This window comes from Clostridium sp. OM05-5BH (assembly GCF_003481505.1).
Classification (GTDB): domain Bacteria; phylum Bacillota; class Clostridia; order Lachnospirales; family Lachnospiraceae; genus Otoolea; species Otoolea fessa.
On the sequence record NZ_QULJ01000012.1, the window covers coordinates 44,419 to 64,512 of the forward strand.

Consider the following 20,094-nt stretch of genomic DNA (forward strand, 5'->3'; position numbering starts at 1 on the left):
TGTGCCAGGAATATGCAGTAGAATATAGAAGAAAGTGGGGAAGGCAGAGGTGTATAATACAATTGAGGATTTGTGCCGTACAGCCGAGGAACGAAATCAACCGATGTGGATGGAGATTCTTGAGGATGAGATGCGTTGTACGGATAAATGTGAGGATGATGTCTGGAAAGAGCTGGAGAATCGATATGACATCATGAAAAATGGAACGACAGCGGCACTTGGTGAATCTGGAAAACGCCTTCGGAAAACAATGATCACCGGTATGGCGGAGCGCCAGTTCAGCTATGCAGAAAACGGAAATAGTCTGTGTGGGGTGGGGATTAATAAAATGATGGCACGTGCCATTTCGTTAAGTGAGACGAATGCGGCGATGGGTAAGATTTGTGCGGCCCCGACTGCAGGCTCGTGCGGAATTCTTCCGGCTGTTCTGGTTACGATGGAAGAAGAGTGGAATCTATCTAAGAGAAAGATCCTGGAAGGACTTCTCATTGCTTCCGGAATTGGAGCGGTGGTAGTGAAAAATGCCACTGTTGCAGGAGCGGAAGGAGGATGTCAGGCAGAATGTGGAGTGGCGGCTGCTATGGCAGCTGCAGCCGTAGTGTATCTGGCAGGCGGAACCTGCAGACAGCAGGCAGCAGCGGTGTCATTGGCATTGATTAATGTGATGGGATTGGTCTGTGATCCGATTGCAGGATTAGTTCAGATACCATGTGCACAGAGAAATGCGTCTCAGGCGGTGAATGCCATTGTCAGTGCAGATTTGGCACTGGCAGATACGGTGTGTCCGGTTCCGGCGGATGAGGCAATTGAGGCTATGTACAGAGTAGGAAAGCAACTTCCAAGAGAACTTCGGGAAACTGCATTAGGAGGAATTGCGGAGTCTGAGACAGGAAAGAGAATTGCCGATGAAATAAGGAATCAATGAGTAGTTTAGTAAAAGACAGGGTATTAAAGCGAATTTTAATGGTTGGAACGGGAGGCACGATTGCCTGTAAAAGCAGTGAGGATGGGCTCAAGCCCCTTCTTACATCGGAAGAACTGCTTAGGTATGTTCCGGATACAAAAGAGTTTTGTAAGGTGGATTCGCTGCAGGTGATTAATATTGACAGTACGAATATGCAGCCGCGTTACTGGCTGATGATTGCAGAGACCATTGAAAAACACTATGAAGATTATGATGGATTTGTGGTCTGCCATGGAACCGATACCATGGCTTATACGGCGGCAGCGCTTTCTTATCTGGCGCAGAATTCGAGAAAACCTATCGTTGTGACCGGCGCACAGAAGCCGATTGATTTGGAAATCACCGATGCCAGAGCAAATCTTTCAGACAGTCTGCGGTTCGCCAGCTGCGATAAGGCATATGGTGTAACGATTGTCTTTGACGGCAAGGTGATTGCCGGAACCAGAGGAAAAAAAGAAAAAACGAAGAGCTACAATGCCTTTTCTAGTATCAATTTCCCTTATATTGCAGCCATCCTAGATGGGCATATTATTTTCTATCTGGATGATAAAGAGCAGATGAAAGAACCGGTGAGGTTTTATCATTCATTGAATTCGAAAGTGGGCCTTTTGAAGCTGATACCGGCCATGGATTCCGGCGTGCTGGATTACATGGCAGAACACTGTGATGCGGTGATTTTGGAGTCCTTCGGTGTCGGAGGCATTCCAACTTACGATTCGGGTGATTTTCATAAATCCATTGAGGATCTGGTGCGGACCGGAAAAACAGTTGTCATGACCACCCAGGTAACCAATGAGGGCAGCAATATGTCAGTCTACGAGGTGGGAAAAAGCATTAAAAAGGAATTTGACCTCTTGGAGGCCTATGATATGACGCTGGAAGCGGTTGTGACAAAATTAATGTGGATTCTGGGACAAACCAGTGATCCGGAAGAAATACGGGAGATGTTTTATAAAACCATTAACCGGGATATGCTTTTTACTTGTGCGGTGCATGATTAAAGGAGATAGAAAAAACACTTCGGACAGTTTTTTTGGGAGACTATCCGGAGTGATTTTTTTGCCATTATATAGATAATGTCTATGATAGAAATGGTAATTTTTTGTAAATTGTCATTGACGATCCAGCCGCCGCGCGATACAATCAACCGCGAAAGGCGGTAATGGTATGGTACAGAAAGTGATTCGGGATCGCCTGGATGCGATCCTTCATTGGAATATATCCCTGGTCGGGGGATTTCTCGGAGCCTATGCGATTTTGCTTCATGCCGGAAACTTTGGCTCTGCTCAGACAGGCAACCTGATGGAGATGGGAGCGGAACTGGTATCGATGGAATGGTTTAACGTCCTTCTGCGTCTGGCTGCGCTGGTGCTGTTTGGACTGGGCGTGGCATCCGCATATCTGCTCACGAACTTTACGAAAATAAACATGCGGAAACTTGCCCTCTGGGTGGATGCGGCTGCACTGGCACTGGCATCGATGCTGCCGCTTGAACCAGCGCTGGTCGGAATTTATCCGATTTTCTTTGCATCCGCATTTCAGTGGGGCGTCTATTCCGGTGCCGACGGATTTAACAGTGCGACAATCTTTATGACGAACAACTTCAAACAGTCGGTGCTTGGCTGGCTGCAGTACGGTCTGACAAAGGATAAGGAATTTAAGAGAAAAGCAATTCTTTATACCTATACGGTCATCAGCTTTTTCCTGGGCGTGGTACTCGGAGCGTGGGCGGTCGGTCAGTTCGGCATCTACAGCGCCTATGTAGGCTTTTTGCCATTGGCGGCTGCGAGAACCTTTATCGCGGTCGGTACGGCTCCGCTTGAAAGCGAGACTCCGGAGGAGACGGCAGTCGAGGCGGCAGAGGAGATGGAAGAAGCAGAGAAGCTGGAGAAGGAGCAGAAGCTGTAAAGTCTGTTTCCTGCAAGTTTTCTACAGGATGAGGGAAAGAAAAGCGGCAGGAAACAGGCTTCGGCGGGAACAGGATGCGGAAAAATGCAGGCGTTTAAGAACAGCAAACGTGAAGCAGTGGACAGATTTAATGCTGGTGATATTGCTGCTGTAGAAATTTTCCCAGTATTCCTACTCCCTGATATAGCGCCGCAGACATAATACATAAAAGAATAATACTCATCACAACCATATCCATCTGGAATACCTGTGAGCCGTAGATGATCAGATATCCGAGTCCCTGTTTGGCAGCGAGAAATTCACCGATGATGACGCCGACCAGACAGAGACCGATGTTGACCTTCATGTTGGCGAGAATCAGCGGGATTGAGCCTGGCAGCAGGACTTTGGTTAAAATATGAATCCGGTTTCCTCCGAGGGACCGGATTAATTTGATCTGGTCGGGATCCATCGAGGAAAATCCGTTGTGGAGTGTCAGGATCGAGCCGAAGACAGCGACCGAGATGGAGGCAACGATGATCGTGCGGATGTTGCTCCCAAGCCAGACGATGAGAATCGGGGCGAGGGCGGATTTCGGCAGACTGTTGAGCATGACGAGATACGGCTCCAGAATCTCTGAAAGATTCCGGCTCGACCAGAGGAGAACCGCGCCGATCAGCCCGCAGAGGATGACCAGTGTAAAGCTGATCAGCGTTTCATAGAGCGTCACGCCGGTGTGGATGAGGATGCTTTTGTCCTGCATCATCCGCAGGAAACAGCGCACGGTGCGTGACGGGGAACTGAAAATAAACGCGTCGATGAGCCCTAGTCGGGCGCTCATTTCCCAGCATATTAAAAAGAAAACGAATAAGAAAATCCGGCAGAAGAGAACCAGACGGCGCCGATGGAGCTGGCGGCGGAGGTAGGCTTTCTGGGCGGTGGATTCTTTCTTACATTTCATACTTTTTGCCCTCCCCTTGCAGTGTCTTCCATAGTTCATTGAAATAAAGAGAAAAAGCCGGATCATTCCGGCGTTCCAGCGGTCGGTTAGCGGACAGCGGGAAGGTAACCGGCAGGATGCGGCAGATGGTTCCGGGGCGTTTAGTCAGAACCAGGATGCGGTCGGCGGCACTCACGGCTTCGGAGAGGTCGTGGGTGATCAGAATCGCTGTTTTGCGGCTCTCCCGGATGATGGTGCTGATATCGTCGCAGACGGTTAAGCGTGTCTGATAATCGAGCGCCGAAAATGGTTCGTCGAGAAGCAGAAGCTCCGGTTCCAGCGCCAGTGTCCGGATCAGGGCGGCGCGCTGGCGCATTCCACCGGATAGTTCGGAGGGGCGGGAATGCTCAAATTGTTCTAGTCCGTAGATTTTTAAGAGCCGGTGGAGGCGGTCTTCCGCGGCATGATCCATTTTTTTCTGGATTTCCAGCCCGAGAGCAGCATTCTGGATGATCGTCCTCCACTCGAAAAGCTGGTCGCTTTGCAGCATATAACCGATGCGGCACTGGCTTTTCGAGAGCGGAACCCCATTTATAAGAATGGAACCCTCTTCCGGCGGCAGGAGCCCGCTGATTAAGGAGAGCAGCGTGGATTTTCCACAGCCGGACGGTCCGACAATGGCGATAAATTCGCCGGTTTCTACCTGAAATGATATATCAGAAAGGGCTTTCGTCTCCCCGGATATCGTGTGGTAGGAGTAGGAAAGCCCGGAAACTTCCAGAATGGGCGGCATAAGCAAATACCTGGGTAACTGTGTATCAGTGGGACAGTTACGCTCCTTGAAACATTCTTACTTTATAATATGCGGAAATGAAAAGCCGGGTTACTGTTCGCGCATACGTGCCTTGCATTGGTTGACCTGTGTGGAAAAGAGATGCTATAATAAAATATAGGTAATTGTGGAGAGAAAAGCGCTTATAGACAGGATACAGGGGGTATTTATGATACGCAGATATACAGTGGCATTGATGCAGATGGATACACAGAATGATAAAGGAAAGAATCTGGAGACGGCATGCGCCTGGATTGACGAGGCGGCGGCAAAAGGGGCGAAGCTTATCTGTTTCCCGGAGGTGATGAATCTGATCGGCAAAAATATCGGTGAAGGCGGCGGACGCGAGGAAATTCCGGGGTACACGACCGAGCGCCTCTGCGCGAAAGCGAAGGAACACGGTGTCTATATTCACGGGGGCAGTATCACGCAGGCACTTCCGGGGGAAAAACGATCGGCAAATACGAGTGTGCTGATTTCGCCGGAGGGGAAGATTCTGGCGACATACAGCAAACTGCATATGTTTGACATCACGCTGGCGGACGGCACGCCGTACCGGGAGTCGGACCGGGTCAAACCGGGCGATTCGATTGTGACGGTGGAGACGGAGCTGGGCATTTTTGGAATGTCGATCTGCTATGATGTGCGTTTTCCGGAGATTTACCGGCTCATGGCGCTTCGTGGGGCGCAGGTTATCTTTGTTCCAGCGAGCTTTACGATGCCGACGGGAAAGGATCACTGGGAGGTTCTTCTGCGGGCGCGGGCGATCGAGAACGGCTGTTACATCGTGGCACCGGGACAGATTGGACAGAAACCGGCATATGCGGCATACGGCAACAGCCTGGTGGCAGATCCGTGGGGAACGGTGATTGCACGGTCAAAGGATGCACCGGGGATCACCTATGCGGAGATTGATTTAGATTATCTGGAGAAGATACGGAAGCAGATTCCGTCGCTGGAAAACCGGCGGAGTGATTTGTATGAAGTGAGTGAGAAGAAGTAAGGCGTGAATATTTTCAGCCGGCAAAATGGCGTGTGGACGGAAATGAAAAACGGGTGTATTCGGGCAAATGGATAAAAAGGACAGAGAAAAATGGAGTCCAGGGGGGAAAACCATGGTAAAGGTGTTTCTGGTAGAGGATGAGGCGATCATCCGGCACGGTATACGGGATAATATTGACTGGGCGAGCCACGGATTTGAATTTGCGGGGGAGGCGGGCGACGGCGAGTACGCGTATCCGCTGATATTGAAGGCACAGCCGGATATTCTGGTAACAGATATCAAGATGCCGTTTATGGACGGGCTGGAGCTGAGCCGTCTGGTGAAAAAGACGCTTCCGCGCACGCGGATCATCGTGCTCAGCGGCTACAATGAATTTGAATATGCAAAAGAGGCGATCAAGATAGGAATCAGCGATTATCTGCTGAAACCGGTATCCTCGGCGGGACTCATCGATGCGTTGAAAAAGGCGGCGGACGAGATCCGGGAAGAACGGGAAAAATCGAGGCTTCTGGAGCGGTATTTTGTCAGCTACGAAAAATATACGGAATTTCTGGATAAAACGGATTACAGCGGTGTTGACCGGAAGCTCATCAACGATTTTTTAAAGCTCGGCTCAGTCGAAGAGTGCAGTCCGTTTGTCGAGGAGTATTTCGCAGCGATCGGTGAACATAATTACAAATCGCTCTTGCTGCGTCAGTATATGACGATGGATATTTTTTACTGTGTGCAGGAGTTTTTGAAGAAATTGAAAGCGGAGCCGCCGGAGGTTTCGGAAAGCGTGGTTGACATAAAACGGGTTCCGAAGGTGATCGAGAGCGTGGAGATGACGAAAGCCTATCTGATTGAGGAGTTTACGGCTGCTCTGCAGGCGCGCGACCGGGCGTCGAACGACCGTTATGGCAGCGTGATCCGGGATGCAAAGGAATATATCCGGGCAAATTTCAGCCAGAGCGACCTGTCGCTGAACCGGATTGCTGCGCACATTGGCGTCAGTCCGAGCTATTTCAGTTCGATTTTCAAGCAGGAGACGGGGCAGTCCTTTGTGGAGTATCTGACGCAGGTGCGGATGGAACGGGCATGTGAACTTTTGAAATGCACCTCCTACCGGACGTCCGAGATCGGGGAGCAGGTGGGATACAACGATTCACACTATTTCAGCGCGGCGTTCAAAAAAGCGATGGGGCAGTCGCCAAAAGAGTATAAGGCGAGCCAGACGCGGCAGGAGTAAGGAAGGTATGTACTCTCGGAGTCTTTCTGCACTTGCTTTTGTGGCTGATTTTCCGCCAGCCGCACCCGAATTTCATCAACGTACGCACCGCGTACGCCTCAGAAATTTGGGCACAACTGACAAAAAATCATCTCACAAAATCAAGCACAGAAAGATTCCGAAAGTACATAGGTGTTCAAAAAGGGAGGAAAGATATGGGAGTGGAGCAGGGGCAGATTGGAAAAACAGAAGGGATGGCAGAGGTAAACAAAAATCAGGATCCGGGCGCGGATTCATTATCCGCTGCCCGTCCATATCGCCCTCTTTCTCTCCGCGCCCGTCTGATCCTTCTCCTCTTCGTGATTGCCATTCCATTAACAGGCATGGCGCTCGGGTTCCAGAAGATGATCGCCTCCTATTCTGCTTCCTATGACGCGATTCTGGCGAATCTAAAGACGGCGAATGAGTACAACATAAAGTTCAAATCGGATATGGAGTATTCGATGTACCGTGTTATGATCGGGCTGATCGACGCGGAACAGTTCGAAAATGGAGATATTGTCGAGGGCGAGACGAAGTATGCGACGGTGGTCAAGAATCCCCACAGCCTGATTGCGTCGGCGAGACAGGCGTTCGGAACGACGATCGAGCGGGAACCGGGGTCGGACTGTGATATCAAGATAAGAGGTATCCTCTCCTGTCTGGATTCCCTGGAGCGGGCAGTGGATAAAATGATTGGAAATGCCGCCGCCGGTGGATATTACGATGAAAATGTCAATATCTGGGAGAATGACATCCAGGGTCTGTGCTCGATGATTCAGGATTACATCACGCAGTATACCTATTATGAGATGATCAACATGGAGCAGCTTCAGAAAGAGCTGAAGGTGCAGATGGCGGATCAGATGCAGAGCTATCTGGCACTTCTTCTGGTGGTGCTGGTGGTCGGTATGTTTCTGGCAGTTACGATCACGAAATCCATCACGGAACCGCTGCAGCAGTTACAGAGGACGGCAGAACAGCTCGGCCGCGGGAACCTGAATGCGAGGGCGAGAACGGGCGGATTGGAAGAGATCAACGTGCTGGCACGGGCGTTTAACCAGATGAGCGACCGCATCCGGCGGCTGCTTGATAAGACGAGGCAGGAGCAGAAGAACCTGCGGGAGCTGGAGTTGCGCCTCCACCAGGAGCAGATCAGTCCCCATTTCCTCTATAATACACTTGATTCGATCGTATGGATGGCAGAGGGCGGCAACAACCGCCAGGTCGTGGAGATGACGACGGATTTAAGCGACTTTTTTCGCACGGTTTTATCGGGCGGGCGCGATTTTATCACGATCGAGGAGGAAGAATCACACATCCGGAGCTATTTAAAGATTCAGAAGATCCGGTACGAGGACATTCTCGACTATTCGATCGAGATCGAGCCGTCTATCCGGCGCCGGATTGTGCTGAAAATGCTGCTGCAGCCGCTGGTGGAAAATGCCCTCTACCACGGCATCAAAAATAAGCGCGGCGGCGGATGCATTGTGATCCGCGGCTATGAGGATCGGAACGGGCTTGTCTTTGAGGTGGAGGACGATGGGATTGGCATGGATGAGGTGGAACTTGCCGCCGTGCGCGCCAAGCTGACCCTGGAGCCGGAAGAGGAACTTGCCCCGATCGGCAGCGGCGGATTTGGGCTACATAATGTGGTGCAGCGGATTCAGATGTATTATGGCGATCAGGCTGAGATCCTGGTTGAATCTGAAAAGAATATCGGCACCTGCTTTAAGGTTTATTTGGGAAATCAAAAAAAATCATAACTTTTTCAAAAAAAATTGTATTTTTTTAAGGGTACACCTGGAAAAACACAGAAAACGACAAACATCTCAAAAAAATAATATACCTTTTTCCAAAGATGCCCCGTATCCATGATGCGGGGTGCTTTGTTATAATAAATACGCAAAAACAAATATATTGGGTCTTATAAGGAGGAAACAGTATGAGAAAAAGATTAGTGTCCGCAGCTTTAGCAGCAGCAATGGCGTTATCCATGACCGCTTGTACAAGCAATCCGGCTGAGAAAGAGACGGAGGCAGCAGCTCCGGCTGATACAGAGGCAGCAGAAGAGGGCGAAGAGAAAGAAGCGGCAGCAGACGGCGATCTGATTACCGTAGGTTATGCACAGGTTGGTGCTGAGTCTGACTGGAGAACAGCCAACACCGAATCTTTCAAATCTACATTTACTGAGGAAAATGGTTACAAACTGATTTTCGACGATGCACAGCAGAAACAGGAAAATCAGATTAAGGCAATCCGTTCTTTCATCCAGCAGGGTGTTGACTACATCGTAGTTGCTCCGGTTGTTGAGACTGGCTGGGAGACCGTTCTGGAAGAAGCAAAAGAGGCTGGTATCCCGGTTATCCTTTCTGACCGTCAGATGCAGCTTTCTGATGACAGCCTGTATGAGGCATGGGTAGGCGGAAACTTCGTAAAAGAAGGCGAGACCTGCGGCGACTGGCTGGCTAAATATTTAGAGGATCAGGGACGCGGCGACGAAGAGATCAACATGGTTACCATTCAGGGTACCATCGGTGCATCCGCACAGGTTGGCCGTACGGAAGGTATGGACAACAAGCTGAAAGAGCACTCCAACTGGAAGATGCTTGACAGACAGTCTGGTGAGTTCACCCAGGCAAAAGGACAGGAAGTTATGGAGTCCTTCTTAAAGAGCTATGATGACATCGACGTTGTTATCTGTGAGAATGATAACGAGGCATTTGGTGCCATCGATGCTATCAAGGCAGCAGGCAAGACCTGTGGTCCGGACGGCGACATCATCGTTGTAAGTTTTGACTCTGTAAAGGCAGCTTTCGAGTCCATGATCGCTGGCGACTTAAACGCAACCTTCGAGTGCAACCCGCTTCATGGTCCGCGTGTAGCTGAAATCATCCAGAAACTGGAAAAAGGCGAAGAGGTTGAGAAGATTCAGTACGTAGACGAAGCATACTTCGATACAAGCATGGATCTGGAAGAAATCTTAAAGACAAGAGCTTACTAATTCGCTTTTGAATGGTATTTTTAAATGTTAATAATCGGACAGGCAATCGCTTTTGACCGTAAGTGAATGAGTGTCAGACCGGAGGTTTCGGCGGACGGCAGGCACTTGGCAATCAGGAGGCGCGGGGCTGGAGGCTTAGGTTTCCGTCCCTGCGCTTTCTTTTTCAAAAAATAAGGAGGCAAAGCTTTTATGGAAAAGGATTCCGTTCTTGAGATGAGGCATATTTATAAGACATTCCCGGGTGTAAAAGCTCTGCAGAATGTGGATTTTACCTTAAAAAAAGGCGAAATTCATGCCCTGATGGGGGAAAATGGCGCAGGAAAATCCACGCTGATCAAAGTCCTGACGGGTGTAGAGGAGTTTGAAACAGGGGAAATCATGATAGACGGCTGCGATCATGCGATCATCAACCGCAGCCCGCAGGAGGCACAGAACCGGGGCATCAGCACCGTGTATCAGGAAGTCAATCTCTGTCCGAACCTGACGGTTGCAGAGAATCTGTTTATCGGACGCGAACCGCGAAAAGGCGGATTGATTGACTGGAAAACAATGAATAAAAAGGCCAGCAAACTGCTGCAGGACCTTGACATACATGCAGATGTAACACAGACGATCGACAATTATTCGATTGCAATTCAGCAGATGGTAGCGATCGCCCGTGCAGTCGATATGTCGGCAAAGGTATTGATTCTTGATGAGCCGACCTCATCTCTCGATGATGGGGAGGTAGAAAAGCTCTTTAATCTGATGCGCCGCCTGAAATCCGAAGGCGTCGGCATCATATTCGTTACCCATTTCCTGGAGCAGGTGTATGCAGTCTGCGATAAGATCACTGTTCTTCGGAATGGTCAGTTGGTAGGACAATTTACGACGGCGGAGCTTCCGAGAGTCCAGCTGGTTGCCAAGATGATGGGAAAGGATTTCGATGATCTGGCATCGATCAAGGATTCCAAGAGTGAGGAGAAACACGGCGAAGCGGACATCGTCATCAAGGCGGTGGGACTCGGAAAGAAAGGATACATAAAGCCGTTTGATCTGGTGATTCATAAGGGTGAAGTCGTCGGATTTACCGGGCTTCTGGGTTCGGGACGTTCTGAGACGGTCCGTGTTCTCTATGGAGCGGAAAAGCCGGATGAGGGCGAACTGAGCGTCAAGGGAAGACCGATCGCGGCGCGCCACCCGCTGATTTCGATGAATGCCGGCATGGCATATCTGCCGGAGGATCGGAAAAACGAGGGTATCATCGCGGATCTATCCGTGCGTGAGAACCTGATCATGGCACTTCAGGCAAAACGCGGTATGTTCCACCTGCTCAGCCGCAAGCAGCAGGAAGAATTTACCGATAAATACATTGATATGCTGCAGATTAAGACCGCCAGCCGTGAGACACCGATCAAATCACTCTCCGGCGGCAACCAGCAGAAGGTAATCATCGGACGCTGGCTTCTGACCAACCCGGATTTCCTGATTCTGGACGAGCCGACCCGTGGTATCGACGTCGGAACCAAGACAGAGATTCAGAAACTGGTCGTAAAACTGGCAGAACAGGGCATGGCAGTCGTGTTCATTTCTTCCGAGATCGAGGAGATGCTCCGTACCTGCGACCGCATGGTTGTTATGCGCGATGGTGCAAAGGTAGGAGAACTTTCCGAGGATGAGATGAACCAGTCCAACATCATGTCAACCATTGCAGGAGGACAGTAGCTATGAAAAATATGACGTTCAAAAAAATTACCTCGCAGAGGCTGTTTCTCCCGATTTTCTGCCTTGCGCTGGTATTGCTGGTAAATATCGTCACGACGCCGAACTTCTTCGCGATCGAGGTGCGGAACGGCGTTCTCTACGGATACTTAATCGATATCATCAACCGTGCGTCAGAGCTGGTGATTCTGGCAGTCGGCATGACGCTTGTCGTATCATCCTCCGCTGGAACGGATATTTCCGTCGGCGCGATCATGGCGGTCAGTGCGGCAGTCTGCTGCAACCTCTTAACCGGCGGCGAGCGCGCAGCAACTGCATATGCCAATCCGCTGATTCTTGGCTTCCTGGCAGCGCTCATCGTCGGCGCGGCGATCGGCTGCTTCAACGGTTTTCTGGTTGCAAAGTTAAACATCCAGCCGATGGTAGCGACTCTTATCATGTTTACTGCCGGGCGCGGTATCGCACAGCTGATCACGGATGGACAGATTACTTACGTGCGCGTGGACAGCTACCGCACTCTGGGCGCTTCCCTTCCGGGATTCCCGGTTCCGACCCCGTTTATCGTGGCGGTTGTCGTTGTGGCACTGACTTCGTTACTTTTGAAGAAAACGGCACTGGGCATGTATATCCAGTCGGTCGGAATCAATAAACGGGCGTCTCAGCTTGTCGGCATCAAGTCGGTCATGATTATTTTCCTCACCTACGCGTACTGTGGACTCTGTTCCGGCCTTTCCGGTCTGATTGCTTCCAGCCGTATCTACTCGGCGGATGCGAATAACATCGGTCTTAATATGGAACTGGATGCGATCCTGGCAGTTGCCATCGGCGGAAACTCCCTTGGCGGCGGTAAATTCTCGCTGGCAGGTTCTGTCATCGGCGCGTATACGATTCAGGCGCTGACGACCACCCTGTATGCGATGCACGTATCCTCGGATCAGGTTCCGGTTTACAAGGCGATCGTGGTTGTCATCATCGTAGCACTCCAGTCACCGGGATTCGCTAGATGGAGAAAATCTCTGGCACAGAAAAAAGAACTGGGCGCGGCAGGAAAGGAGGCGGCATAAATCATGAAAGAAAAGAAGAAATTAAATCAGAACACGTTCCTGCTTCTTGTCACGATCCTGCTGTTCTTCGTGATGTACGCGATCGGCTGCGTGCTCTTTAATGCACAGGGCTTTGCCAAGACACAGAACTTCTTAAACCTCTTTATTTCCAATGCGGGTCTGATTGTCATCGGTATCGGCATGACGATCGTCATGATCACCGGCGGTATCGATATCAGCGTCGGTTCCTTCGTGGCGATGGGCTGTATGATGTTGGCATGGATGATGGAAAAAGGCGGTATCGGTGCGGTTCCGGCGGTTCTCATCGTGCTGGTGACCGGGATTGTCTTTGGTCTGGTACAGGGATTCCTGGTTGCCTACATGGATATCCAGCCATTCATTGTTACCCTGGCGGGTATGTTCTTTGCCCGCGGCATGACTGCGATCATTTCCAAGGACATGATCAGTATTACGAATGAAACTTTCATGGCATGGGCGAAGATGAAACTTTATATTCCGTTCGGCGGCTATCTCAACAAAAAAGGCATGATGATTTATCCATATATCTATCCGACGGTTGTGATTGCGCTGGTTCTTCTGGTTCTGGCATTTATCATGCTGAAATATACGAAATTTGGACGCAGCATTTATGCGATCGGTGGCAACGAGCAGTCAGCGCTGATGATGGGCTTAAATGTGCGCCGGGTAAAACTGAAAGCCTATATCCTGGACGGTTTCCTTTGCGGCGTCGGCAGCGTCCTGTTCTGTCTGAATACGCTGGGCGGCTTCGTTGAGCAGGCAAAGGGCTTCGAGATGGATGCGATCGCTTCCTCTGTTATCGGCGGCACGCTCTTAACCGGCGGCGTCGGTAATGTATTCGGAACCCTGTTTGGCGTCCTTATCAAGGCGACGATCGAGGCATTTATCACTTTCCAGGGAACACTTTCTTCCTGGTGGACCCGTATCACGATCGCGGCGCTTTTATGCTTCTTCATCGTGCTTCAGTCGATCCTTGCGATGGTAAAGAAGAAAAAGTAGAAATTCTCTTCCGGAGACAGACAAACCGGCATGAATGTCTGCTATGACAGCATCAAGATAGAACAGTCAAAATGACGGGAAATATCCATGCAAAGAGAGAGAAGACATCTGAAAAAAGTACAGTACATATTAGAAACAATATAAAGCTGTATTCTCTTGATTCGACATAATTCGAGAGGAAATCAGCAAACCTATACATGATGCATAAATATTGAGCGAAAACAGCCGCTTTAATTTATGCATCATTTGTATTCCTGCTAAAATGATGTCAAAATCAGGCGTTAAATTTATAACAATATACAAAATAAAATACAACTTTATGAAAAAATGCTCTTGTATTTACTTGCACAATTTGTCCTGGATTGTTATAATAAAGTTACTAAAAGTTGTGAAAAGCAACAAAGCAGTGCGGCTGGGGTGCCGCTTGCAAAGAAAATTTTATGGGAGGTAGTTAGAATGAAAAAAATGTTCAAACGTGCCGCTGCATCCATGACAGCAGCAGCGATGGCAGTGAGCATGACCGCGTGCGGCGGCTCTGGAGCAGCAAATGCGACACAGGCAGCAGATGCTTCTGCAGCAGAAGGAAGCGAGGCAGCAGCTTCGACGATCGACAACAAAGACATTAAGATCGGTGTTTCCATCTGGTCCTCCACCGATGTACTTGGTTCCCAGTGTAAGCTGATCATCGACGAGGCAGCAAAGGCTCTGGGCGTTCAGGTTCAGTATGTTGACCAGGGTCATGTGTCGGAGAAAGTTACCGCATCCGTAGAGCAGTTAGCAGCAGCAGGATGCCAGGGTATCATCATCTGCAACTCTTCTGATACAGAGATGACATCCGCTATCAAGACATGTAATGACAATAAAGTATATCTGGCACAGTTCTTCCGTGTTATCAGCCAGGAGAACAGCAAGGATATCTATGATTTAGCAACCGCATCACCGTACTACATCGGCGCTGTTCATGAGAACGAGCCGGAGAACGGTGAAAAATTAGTTCAGATTCTTCTGGACAAGGGCGACAGAAACATCGGTCTGATCGGCTGGGAGCAGGGCGACGCTACCTGGCTTGGCAGATGGGAAGGCTACAAAGCTGGCGTTGAGAAATGGAACGCAGAGCATCCGGATGATCAGGCAAAACTGTCTGAGCCGCAGTACGCAGGTACTTCTTCTGAGGGTGGTTCCAAGGCAGCAGAGGCTCTGATGTCCGCAGATCCGACTCTGGATGCACTGATTCCGGCAGGCGGCGGCGGTGACCCGCTTCAGGGCGCTATCGCAGCAGTTGAGCGCGCAGGCAAGACTCAGGATATCGACATCGTTTCCACAGACTTCCTTCCGGATCTGGGCGAGAGACTTGAAAATGGTTCTATGGCCGGTGAGTCCGGTGGACATTACTGCGATCCGCTTATCGCTTTCATGATGGTTTACAACGCAATCAAGGGCAACTACACAGGTATCGAGGGCAACTTCGAGGATGTTCCGTTCCCGTATCTGTATGTATCTTCTCCGGACGACTACAAAGCATATGAGCAGTACTTCGTAGATCAGCTTCCATACACCGATGAGGAACTGGTAGCTATGTCCGAGCTTAGCCTGGATGACCTGAAAGCAACTGCAGCTGGTATCTCCATCGAGGATGCTGCACAGAGAGCAGGCAACTAATTAGTTCAGAAACTGATTCAAATTATAGAATTTTAAGAGGCTGAATGGAATAGAAAAGGCCGGTATCGCACGGCGCGATGCCGGTCTTTTCTTTAAAAGAAAAAAGAAACTGAGCAGTTATGAATGAGGTATAAAATATGGGTTCTTCTGTTGTTGAAACAACCGGAAAGAAAAAACTTTCGGGAACTGCCAAGGGTTATATCATCCTGGTGGGTTTGGTAGTGCTTTCCTGGGCGATTTTTAAAGCTCTGACGCCGGGCAATTTTGGTTCTCCGGCCAATATGCTGAGTTATTTTCAGGCCAGCCTGATCGCGACGGTTGGTGCTGTTGGTTTTTACTTTGTTATGGTTATGGGTATGTTCGATTTTTCCATCGGCGCGAACATCATGCTTTCAGCGATTGTAGGCTGTGTATTTGCCTCTCGTTTCGGCATGGGATATGCCGGTCTTATCATCGGCAGCGTGCTGACTGGTACGATTGTCGGACTTTTAAACGGTGTTTTTTATGTAAAACTCCGTATCCCGTCCATGATTGTAACGACGGGTCTGGCTCTTATCTATGAGTCGGTTGCCAACTACATCGCAGGCGGCGTGGAGCAGACGCTTCCGTCCAACCTCCGTGCATTCGGACAGATGCCGTGGAACATTATTCTGGCACTTCTGGCATGTGTGGCAGCTTACATTTTCTTAAATTATACAAAGATTGGGACTTATACATATGCGATCGGCAGCAACGAGTTCGTAGCGAAAAACATGGGTATCAATGTCAATAAGTACAAAGTGCTTGCATTTATTTTGAGCGGCGCATTTTTAGGTGTTATGGCTATTTTGACGATCAGCTATGGTTCCTCTATGGTAGCGGTAACCGGTATGGCGTCGATGAGCCGTAACTTCGTTCCGACGATGGGATGCTTCTTCGGTCTGGCATTTAAGAAATATGGTATGCCGCTGCAGGCGATTGTCATCGGAGAGTTCGTTATCAACATTATTTTCTTTGGTTTCATCGCGATGGGCGCACCGACAGCAATTCAGGACGTTATCACAGGTCTGGCACTGTTAATCATAATCACGCTGACCACAAAAGCGGAAAAAGGCGAGATTGTCAAGTAAATCGAGGGAGGAAATGCAATGAGCGAGGTAAGATTACAGGTAAAAAATCTTTGCAAGTCCTTCGGTATCACGAAGGCAGTTCAGAATGTGTCTTTTAATGTCAATAAAGGCGAGGTTCACGCGCTGATCGGAGAGAATGGTTCCGGTAAATCGACGCTGACCAACATGCTGACCGGCATCTACAGTATCGGAAGCGGTACCTTCATTCTGGATGGGAAAGAGATTCATCCGAAGAATCAGGTAGAAGCCAACAACGAGGGTGTTTCTATCATCGTACAGGAGTTAGGAACCTTGTCAGGACTTACAGTAGCGGAAAATATATTCCTGGGACACGAAGATCAGTTCGTACATATGGGAATTAAAAATACAAATGCCATGAATAAAAAGGCGACGGAGCTTCTGAAACAGTACGGCTTCGAGCGTATCAAGGCGGCAGACATTATCGACAACTACAATTTCGAGGACCGGAAGCTGGTCGAGATCGTAAAGGCGACCTACTTCAATCCGAAGATTGTTGTCATTGATGAGACGACCACGGCACTTTCCCAGGAAGGCCGTGAAGAACTTTACAAACACATGAACCGCATCCGTGAGAGCGGCAACACAGTCATCTTTATCTCCCATGACCTTCCGGAGATTCTGGAGAAGTCAGATACCATCACGATCCTGCGCGACGGCGTTTACATTGATACCGTCAAGAGCAAGGATGTGACCGAGGACGATCTGAAACGTCTGATGGTAGGCCGTGAGGTAACAGGTGATTATTACCGTGCAGATTACGGTGAGAAAGTATCAGATGAAGTCGTTCTTTCTGTTAAGAACGTGACGGTTCCGGGACTCATCGAGGATGTCAGTTTTGAACTTCACAAGGGCGAGATCCTTGGCTTTGGCGGTCTGTCTGAGTCCGGTATGCATGAGATCGGCAAAGCAATCTTTGGCGCATCCTATGACAGAACCGGTACGGTAGAGCTGGCAGACGGAACGCAGATCAACGATATCCCGAGCGCGATCAAGCACAGCATCGCGTATACATCGAAGGATCGTGATAATGAGTCGGTCGTTTTAAACCAGAGCATTGGCGACAACATCTGCCTGCCGTCCCTGGATTCGCTGGCAAACAAGATTCACCTGTTGAGCGATAAGAAATTAAGAGAATTTTCCAACCAGTTTGCAAAACAGATGTCCGTCAAGATGGTAAACGTAAACCAGTTTGTTTCGGAGCTTTCTGGTGGTAATAAGCAGAAGGTCGTTCTGGCAAGATGGATTGGAAAAGATTCCGATATTGTCGTTCTCGACAGTCCGACCCGTGGTATTGATATTAAGGTTAAACAGGACATTTACCAGTTAATGAACCAGATGAGAAAGAATGGAAAATCGATTATCATGATTTCCGAGGAGCTGATGGAGCTGATTGGTATGTGCGACCGCATCATTATCATGAAGGACGGCAAGATCAGCGGTGAGCTGGAACGTGATGAGGCGATGGATGAGAACAGCCTGATCACGATGATGGTATAAGGAGGATGCAATGGAGAATCAAGTTAAGACAAGTACGGAAAATAAAGAGCAGCAGCTCAAAAAGTTATCAAAAATGACGATGATCCGTTCGCTTCTGCCGATTGCGGGACTGATTATTATCTTTCTTATGTTCAATGCCCTGACGAATTTCCGGATGATGAATAACCTTCCTCTGGTACTTTCCCAGGTGTATGTCACTATGATTTCGGCAACCGGCGTATTCTTTATCATGACGATGGGCGGTCTGGATTTTTCCCAGGGTTCCATCCTCGGTATTGCATCGATCGTTGTCTGCATGGTTTCCAAGACCAGCATTCCGCTGGCGATTGTGGCAGGTATCGCGGTTGGTGCAGCGATCGGTGCCATCAACGGTTACTTCTATGTATACCGCAAGATTAAATCCTTCATCGTTACGATTTGTACGATGTTCTTATTCCGTGGATTTATCAAATATCTGACGACCAACGCGCCGGTAGCCGGCTCTGCGATGTTAATCAACTTCGACAGCACTGAATTAAAGCTGGCTTGTACGTTGGTGGTCCTGATTATCGGATTTATTTTATTCCGCTTTACCAAGTTTGGTACTTATTTAAAGGCGATCGGAGCAGGTGAGAAAGCAGCGATGTTCTCCGGCATCCGTACCGACCGCATGAAGTTCCTTATCTACACACTGGCAGGTGCGATCACAGGATTTGCCGCATTTATCAATGTTATCAAGGTTGGTTCGGTTACTTCTTCCGGTGGTAACCAGCTTGAGACCCAGATCCTGATTGCACTGGTACTGGGCGGTATGCCGATTTCCGGTGGTGCGAAGGTACGTTTTGAGAATATCATCGTTGGTTCTCTTCTGTACATCGTCCTGAACAGTGGTCTGACGATGATGGGCTTTACCACACAGATGATGCAGCTCATCCAGGGTGTTGTATTCCTGATATTCGTAGCTGTATTCGCAGACCGTCAGTCTCTGCAGGTTATCAAATAGGACAGACAAAAGCGACATCTGGAGGTTACAGTATGAGGGAGAACAGCAGCCGGAATCAGGGTGGACTTAAATATCAGAAGCTCTACAACTGGGGTCGGACGCTGATTATGAGCGGGGTGCTCCGGAATATGGACAAGTTTCCATCCGAGCATATGCTCCAGAATAAATTTGGATACTCCCGCCAGACGGTCCGCAACGCGCTCGACCGCCTGGAGCAGGACGGGCTGATTGCCCGGGTCAAGGGAAGCGGCACATACGTTTCCTATGCGCCGGAGAAGGATAAGGAAGAACGTCCCCGCATCGGACTGATTCTCAGTTATTTTTCAGATTACCTGTTTCCACAGGTGTACGAGGGAATCGAGTCCGTCCTGCGGGAGGAAGGTTATGAGATCAGCGTTTCGGTCACGCGTAACCGCTTAAATGATGAGGCCCTGTATCTCAAGGGGATGCTGGGGCGCAATGTGTCCGGACTCATCATCGAGGGGACGCGTTCCAGTTTCCCGAATCCGAATCTGCGGCTTTACAAGGAGATACGGCGGAGAAATATTCCGACGCTGTTTATTCACAATCATTACCAGAATGAGACGTTTGACAGCGTGGAGATGTCGGATGCGCGCGCGGGCTATGAGTTGACGCGGATTTTGATACAGAACGGACATACCCGGATCGGCGGTATTTTCAAATACGATGACTGGCAGGGGATCGAGCGTTACCGCGGCTTTATCGAGTGCCTGTCGGATTTCGGGATCGATTTTCAGGAGGACTGGATCCGCTGGTATTCGACCCGGGATATGGAAGAAAAATTAAGCAAAAAAGGACTCCAGCGGATGTACCGCCGGACGAAGGACTGTACCGCGATGATCCTCTACAACGACGAGGTAGCGGGCAGCTATATGGATTTTTTAAAGGATCGCGGGCTGCGTGTGCCGGAAGATATTTCCCTGGTATCGTTTGATGATGCCGGACCGGCGCAGGAGGGGGATCTCACGATCCTGTCCGTGATTCATCCCAAGTACAATCTTGGGCGGCTGACAGCGCGCAATCTTCTGCGGATGATAGAGGATCCGGACTGGCAGGAAAAGAAGTATTCGTACCGGTTTCCAGTGATGTTTAACAACGGAAATTCGGTTCGGGATATACATTGAAAATGACAAGGAGGCAGATTAAA

At 49.5% G+C, this 20,094-nt stretch carries 17 protein-coding genes; 15 read left to right on the forward strand and 2 right to left on the reverse strand.

Features of this window, described 5'->3' with window-relative positions; genetic code table 11:
- Positions 1-49 precede the first annotated feature (49 nt).
- The 3 genes from sdaAA to DXB70_RS12595 all read left to right on the forward strand — a co-directional run bounded on the left by sdaAA (position 50) and on the right by DXB70_RS12595 (position 2,872).
- Complete coding sequence (gene sdaAA / locus DXB70_RS12585; RefSeq protein ID WP_107000600.1) at positions 50-925, forward strand: L-serine ammonia-lyase, iron-sulfur-dependent, subunit alpha; 876 nt, start codon at positions 50-52, stop codon at positions 923-925.
- Positions 922-1,965 (forward strand): asparaginase, encoded by a 1,044-nt coding sequence (locus tag DXB70_RS12590; RefSeq protein ID WP_118673423.1) that lies wholly within the window; start codon positions 922-924, stop codon positions 1,963-1,965. Before sdaAA ends, DXB70_RS12590 begins: the two co-directional genes overlap by 4 nt.
- Before the next feature lie 166 nt (positions 1,966-2,131).
- A complete protein-coding gene (locus DXB70_RS12595) occupies positions 2,132-2,872 on the forward strand; it encodes a YoaK family protein (RefSeq protein WP_118468308.1) in 741 nt (246 codons plus the stop codon).
- 127 nt (positions 2,873-2,999) lie between these two features.
- Here the strand turns inward: DXB70_RS12595 and DXB70_RS12600 are convergent, their stop codons facing one another.
- Positions 3,000-3,812, reverse strand: a complete 813-nt coding sequence (locus DXB70_RS12600; RefSeq protein ID WP_107000597.1) for an ABC transporter permease — start codon at positions 3,810-3,812, stop codon at positions 3,000-3,002.
- Positions 3,802-4,584, reverse strand: coding sequence for an ABC transporter ATP-binding protein (locus DXB70_RS12605; protein WP_107000596.1), 783 nt, complete (start codon positions 4,582-4,584; stop codon positions 3,802-3,804). The genes DXB70_RS12600 and DXB70_RS12605 overlap by 11 nt, the downstream gene beginning before the upstream one ends.
- A gap of 208 nt (positions 4,585-4,792) precedes the next feature.
- Here DXB70_RS12605 and DXB70_RS12610 point away from each other — a divergent pair, with 208 nt between their 5' ends.
- The 12 genes from DXB70_RS12610 to DXB70_RS12665 all read left to right on the forward strand — a co-directional run bounded on the left by DXB70_RS12610 (position 4,793) and on the right by DXB70_RS12665 (position 20,071).
- Positions 4,793-5,626: a carbon-nitrogen hydrolase family protein gene (locus tag DXB70_RS12610; RefSeq protein WP_118522978.1), complete on the forward strand. Its 834-nt coding sequence runs from the start codon at positions 4,793-4,795 to the stop codon at positions 5,624-5,626.
- A gap of 112 nt (positions 5,627-5,738) precedes the next feature.
- Positions 5,739-6,854 carry a helix-turn-helix domain-containing protein gene (locus DXB70_RS12615; protein ID WP_118673424.1) on the forward strand — a complete coding sequence of 372 codons (1,116 nt, stop codon included), beginning with the start codon at positions 5,739-5,741 and terminating at the stop codon, positions 6,852-6,854.
- Between the two features lie 194 nt (positions 6,855-7,048).
- Positions 7,049-8,638, forward strand: coding sequence for a sensor histidine kinase (locus tag DXB70_RS12620; protein WP_118673425.1), 1,590 nt, complete (start codon positions 7,049-7,051; stop codon positions 8,636-8,638).
- Positions 8,639-8,817: 179 nt separating this feature from the next.
- Positions 8,818-9,876, forward strand: coding sequence for an ABC transporter substrate-binding protein (locus DXB70_RS12625; RefSeq protein ID WP_117796237.1), 1,059 nt, complete (start codon positions 8,818-8,820; stop codon positions 9,874-9,876).
- A 189-nt stretch (positions 9,877-10,065) separates the two neighbouring features.
- On the forward strand, positions 10,066-11,580 hold the full coding sequence (locus DXB70_RS12630) for a sugar ABC transporter ATP-binding protein (RefSeq protein ID WP_118673426.1): 1,515 nt from the start codon (positions 10,066-10,068) through the stop codon (positions 11,578-11,580).
- Between the two features lie 2 nt (positions 11,581-11,582).
- On the forward strand, positions 11,583-12,641 hold the full coding sequence (locus DXB70_RS12635) for an ABC transporter permease (RefSeq protein WP_118472223.1): 1,059 nt from the start codon (positions 11,583-11,585) through the stop codon (positions 12,639-12,641).
- A gap of 3 nt (positions 12,642-12,644) precedes the next feature.
- Positions 12,645-13,658, forward strand: a complete 1,014-nt coding sequence (locus DXB70_RS12640; protein WP_117796234.1) for a sugar ABC transporter permease YjfF — start codon at positions 12,645-12,647, stop codon at positions 13,656-13,658.
- Between the two features lie 456 nt (positions 13,659-14,114).
- Positions 14,115-15,317: a sugar ABC transporter substrate-binding protein gene (locus DXB70_RS12645; RefSeq protein WP_107000589.1), complete on the forward strand. Its 1,203-nt coding sequence runs from the start codon at positions 14,115-14,117 to the stop codon at positions 15,315-15,317.
- A 137-nt stretch (positions 15,318-15,454) separates the two neighbouring features.
- On the forward strand, positions 15,455-16,426 hold the full coding sequence (locus DXB70_RS12650) for an ABC transporter permease (RefSeq protein ID WP_107000588.1): 972 nt from the start codon (positions 15,455-15,457) through the stop codon (positions 16,424-16,426).
- A gap of 18 nt (positions 16,427-16,444) precedes the next feature.
- Positions 16,445-17,944, forward strand: a complete 1,500-nt coding sequence (locus DXB70_RS12655) for a sugar ABC transporter ATP-binding protein (protein ID WP_118472222.1) — start codon at positions 16,445-16,447, stop codon at positions 17,942-17,944.
- A gap of 10 nt (positions 17,945-17,954) precedes the next feature.
- A complete protein-coding gene (locus DXB70_RS12660; protein WP_107000586.1) occupies positions 17,955-18,926 on the forward strand; it encodes an ABC transporter permease in 972 nt (323 codons plus the stop codon).
- 32 nt (positions 18,927-18,958) lie between these two features.
- A complete protein-coding gene (locus tag DXB70_RS12665; protein ID WP_118673427.1) occupies positions 18,959-20,071 on the forward strand; it encodes a GntR family transcriptional regulator in 1,113 nt (370 codons plus the stop codon).
- The last annotated feature ends 23 nt before the right edge of the window (positions 20,072-20,094 follow it).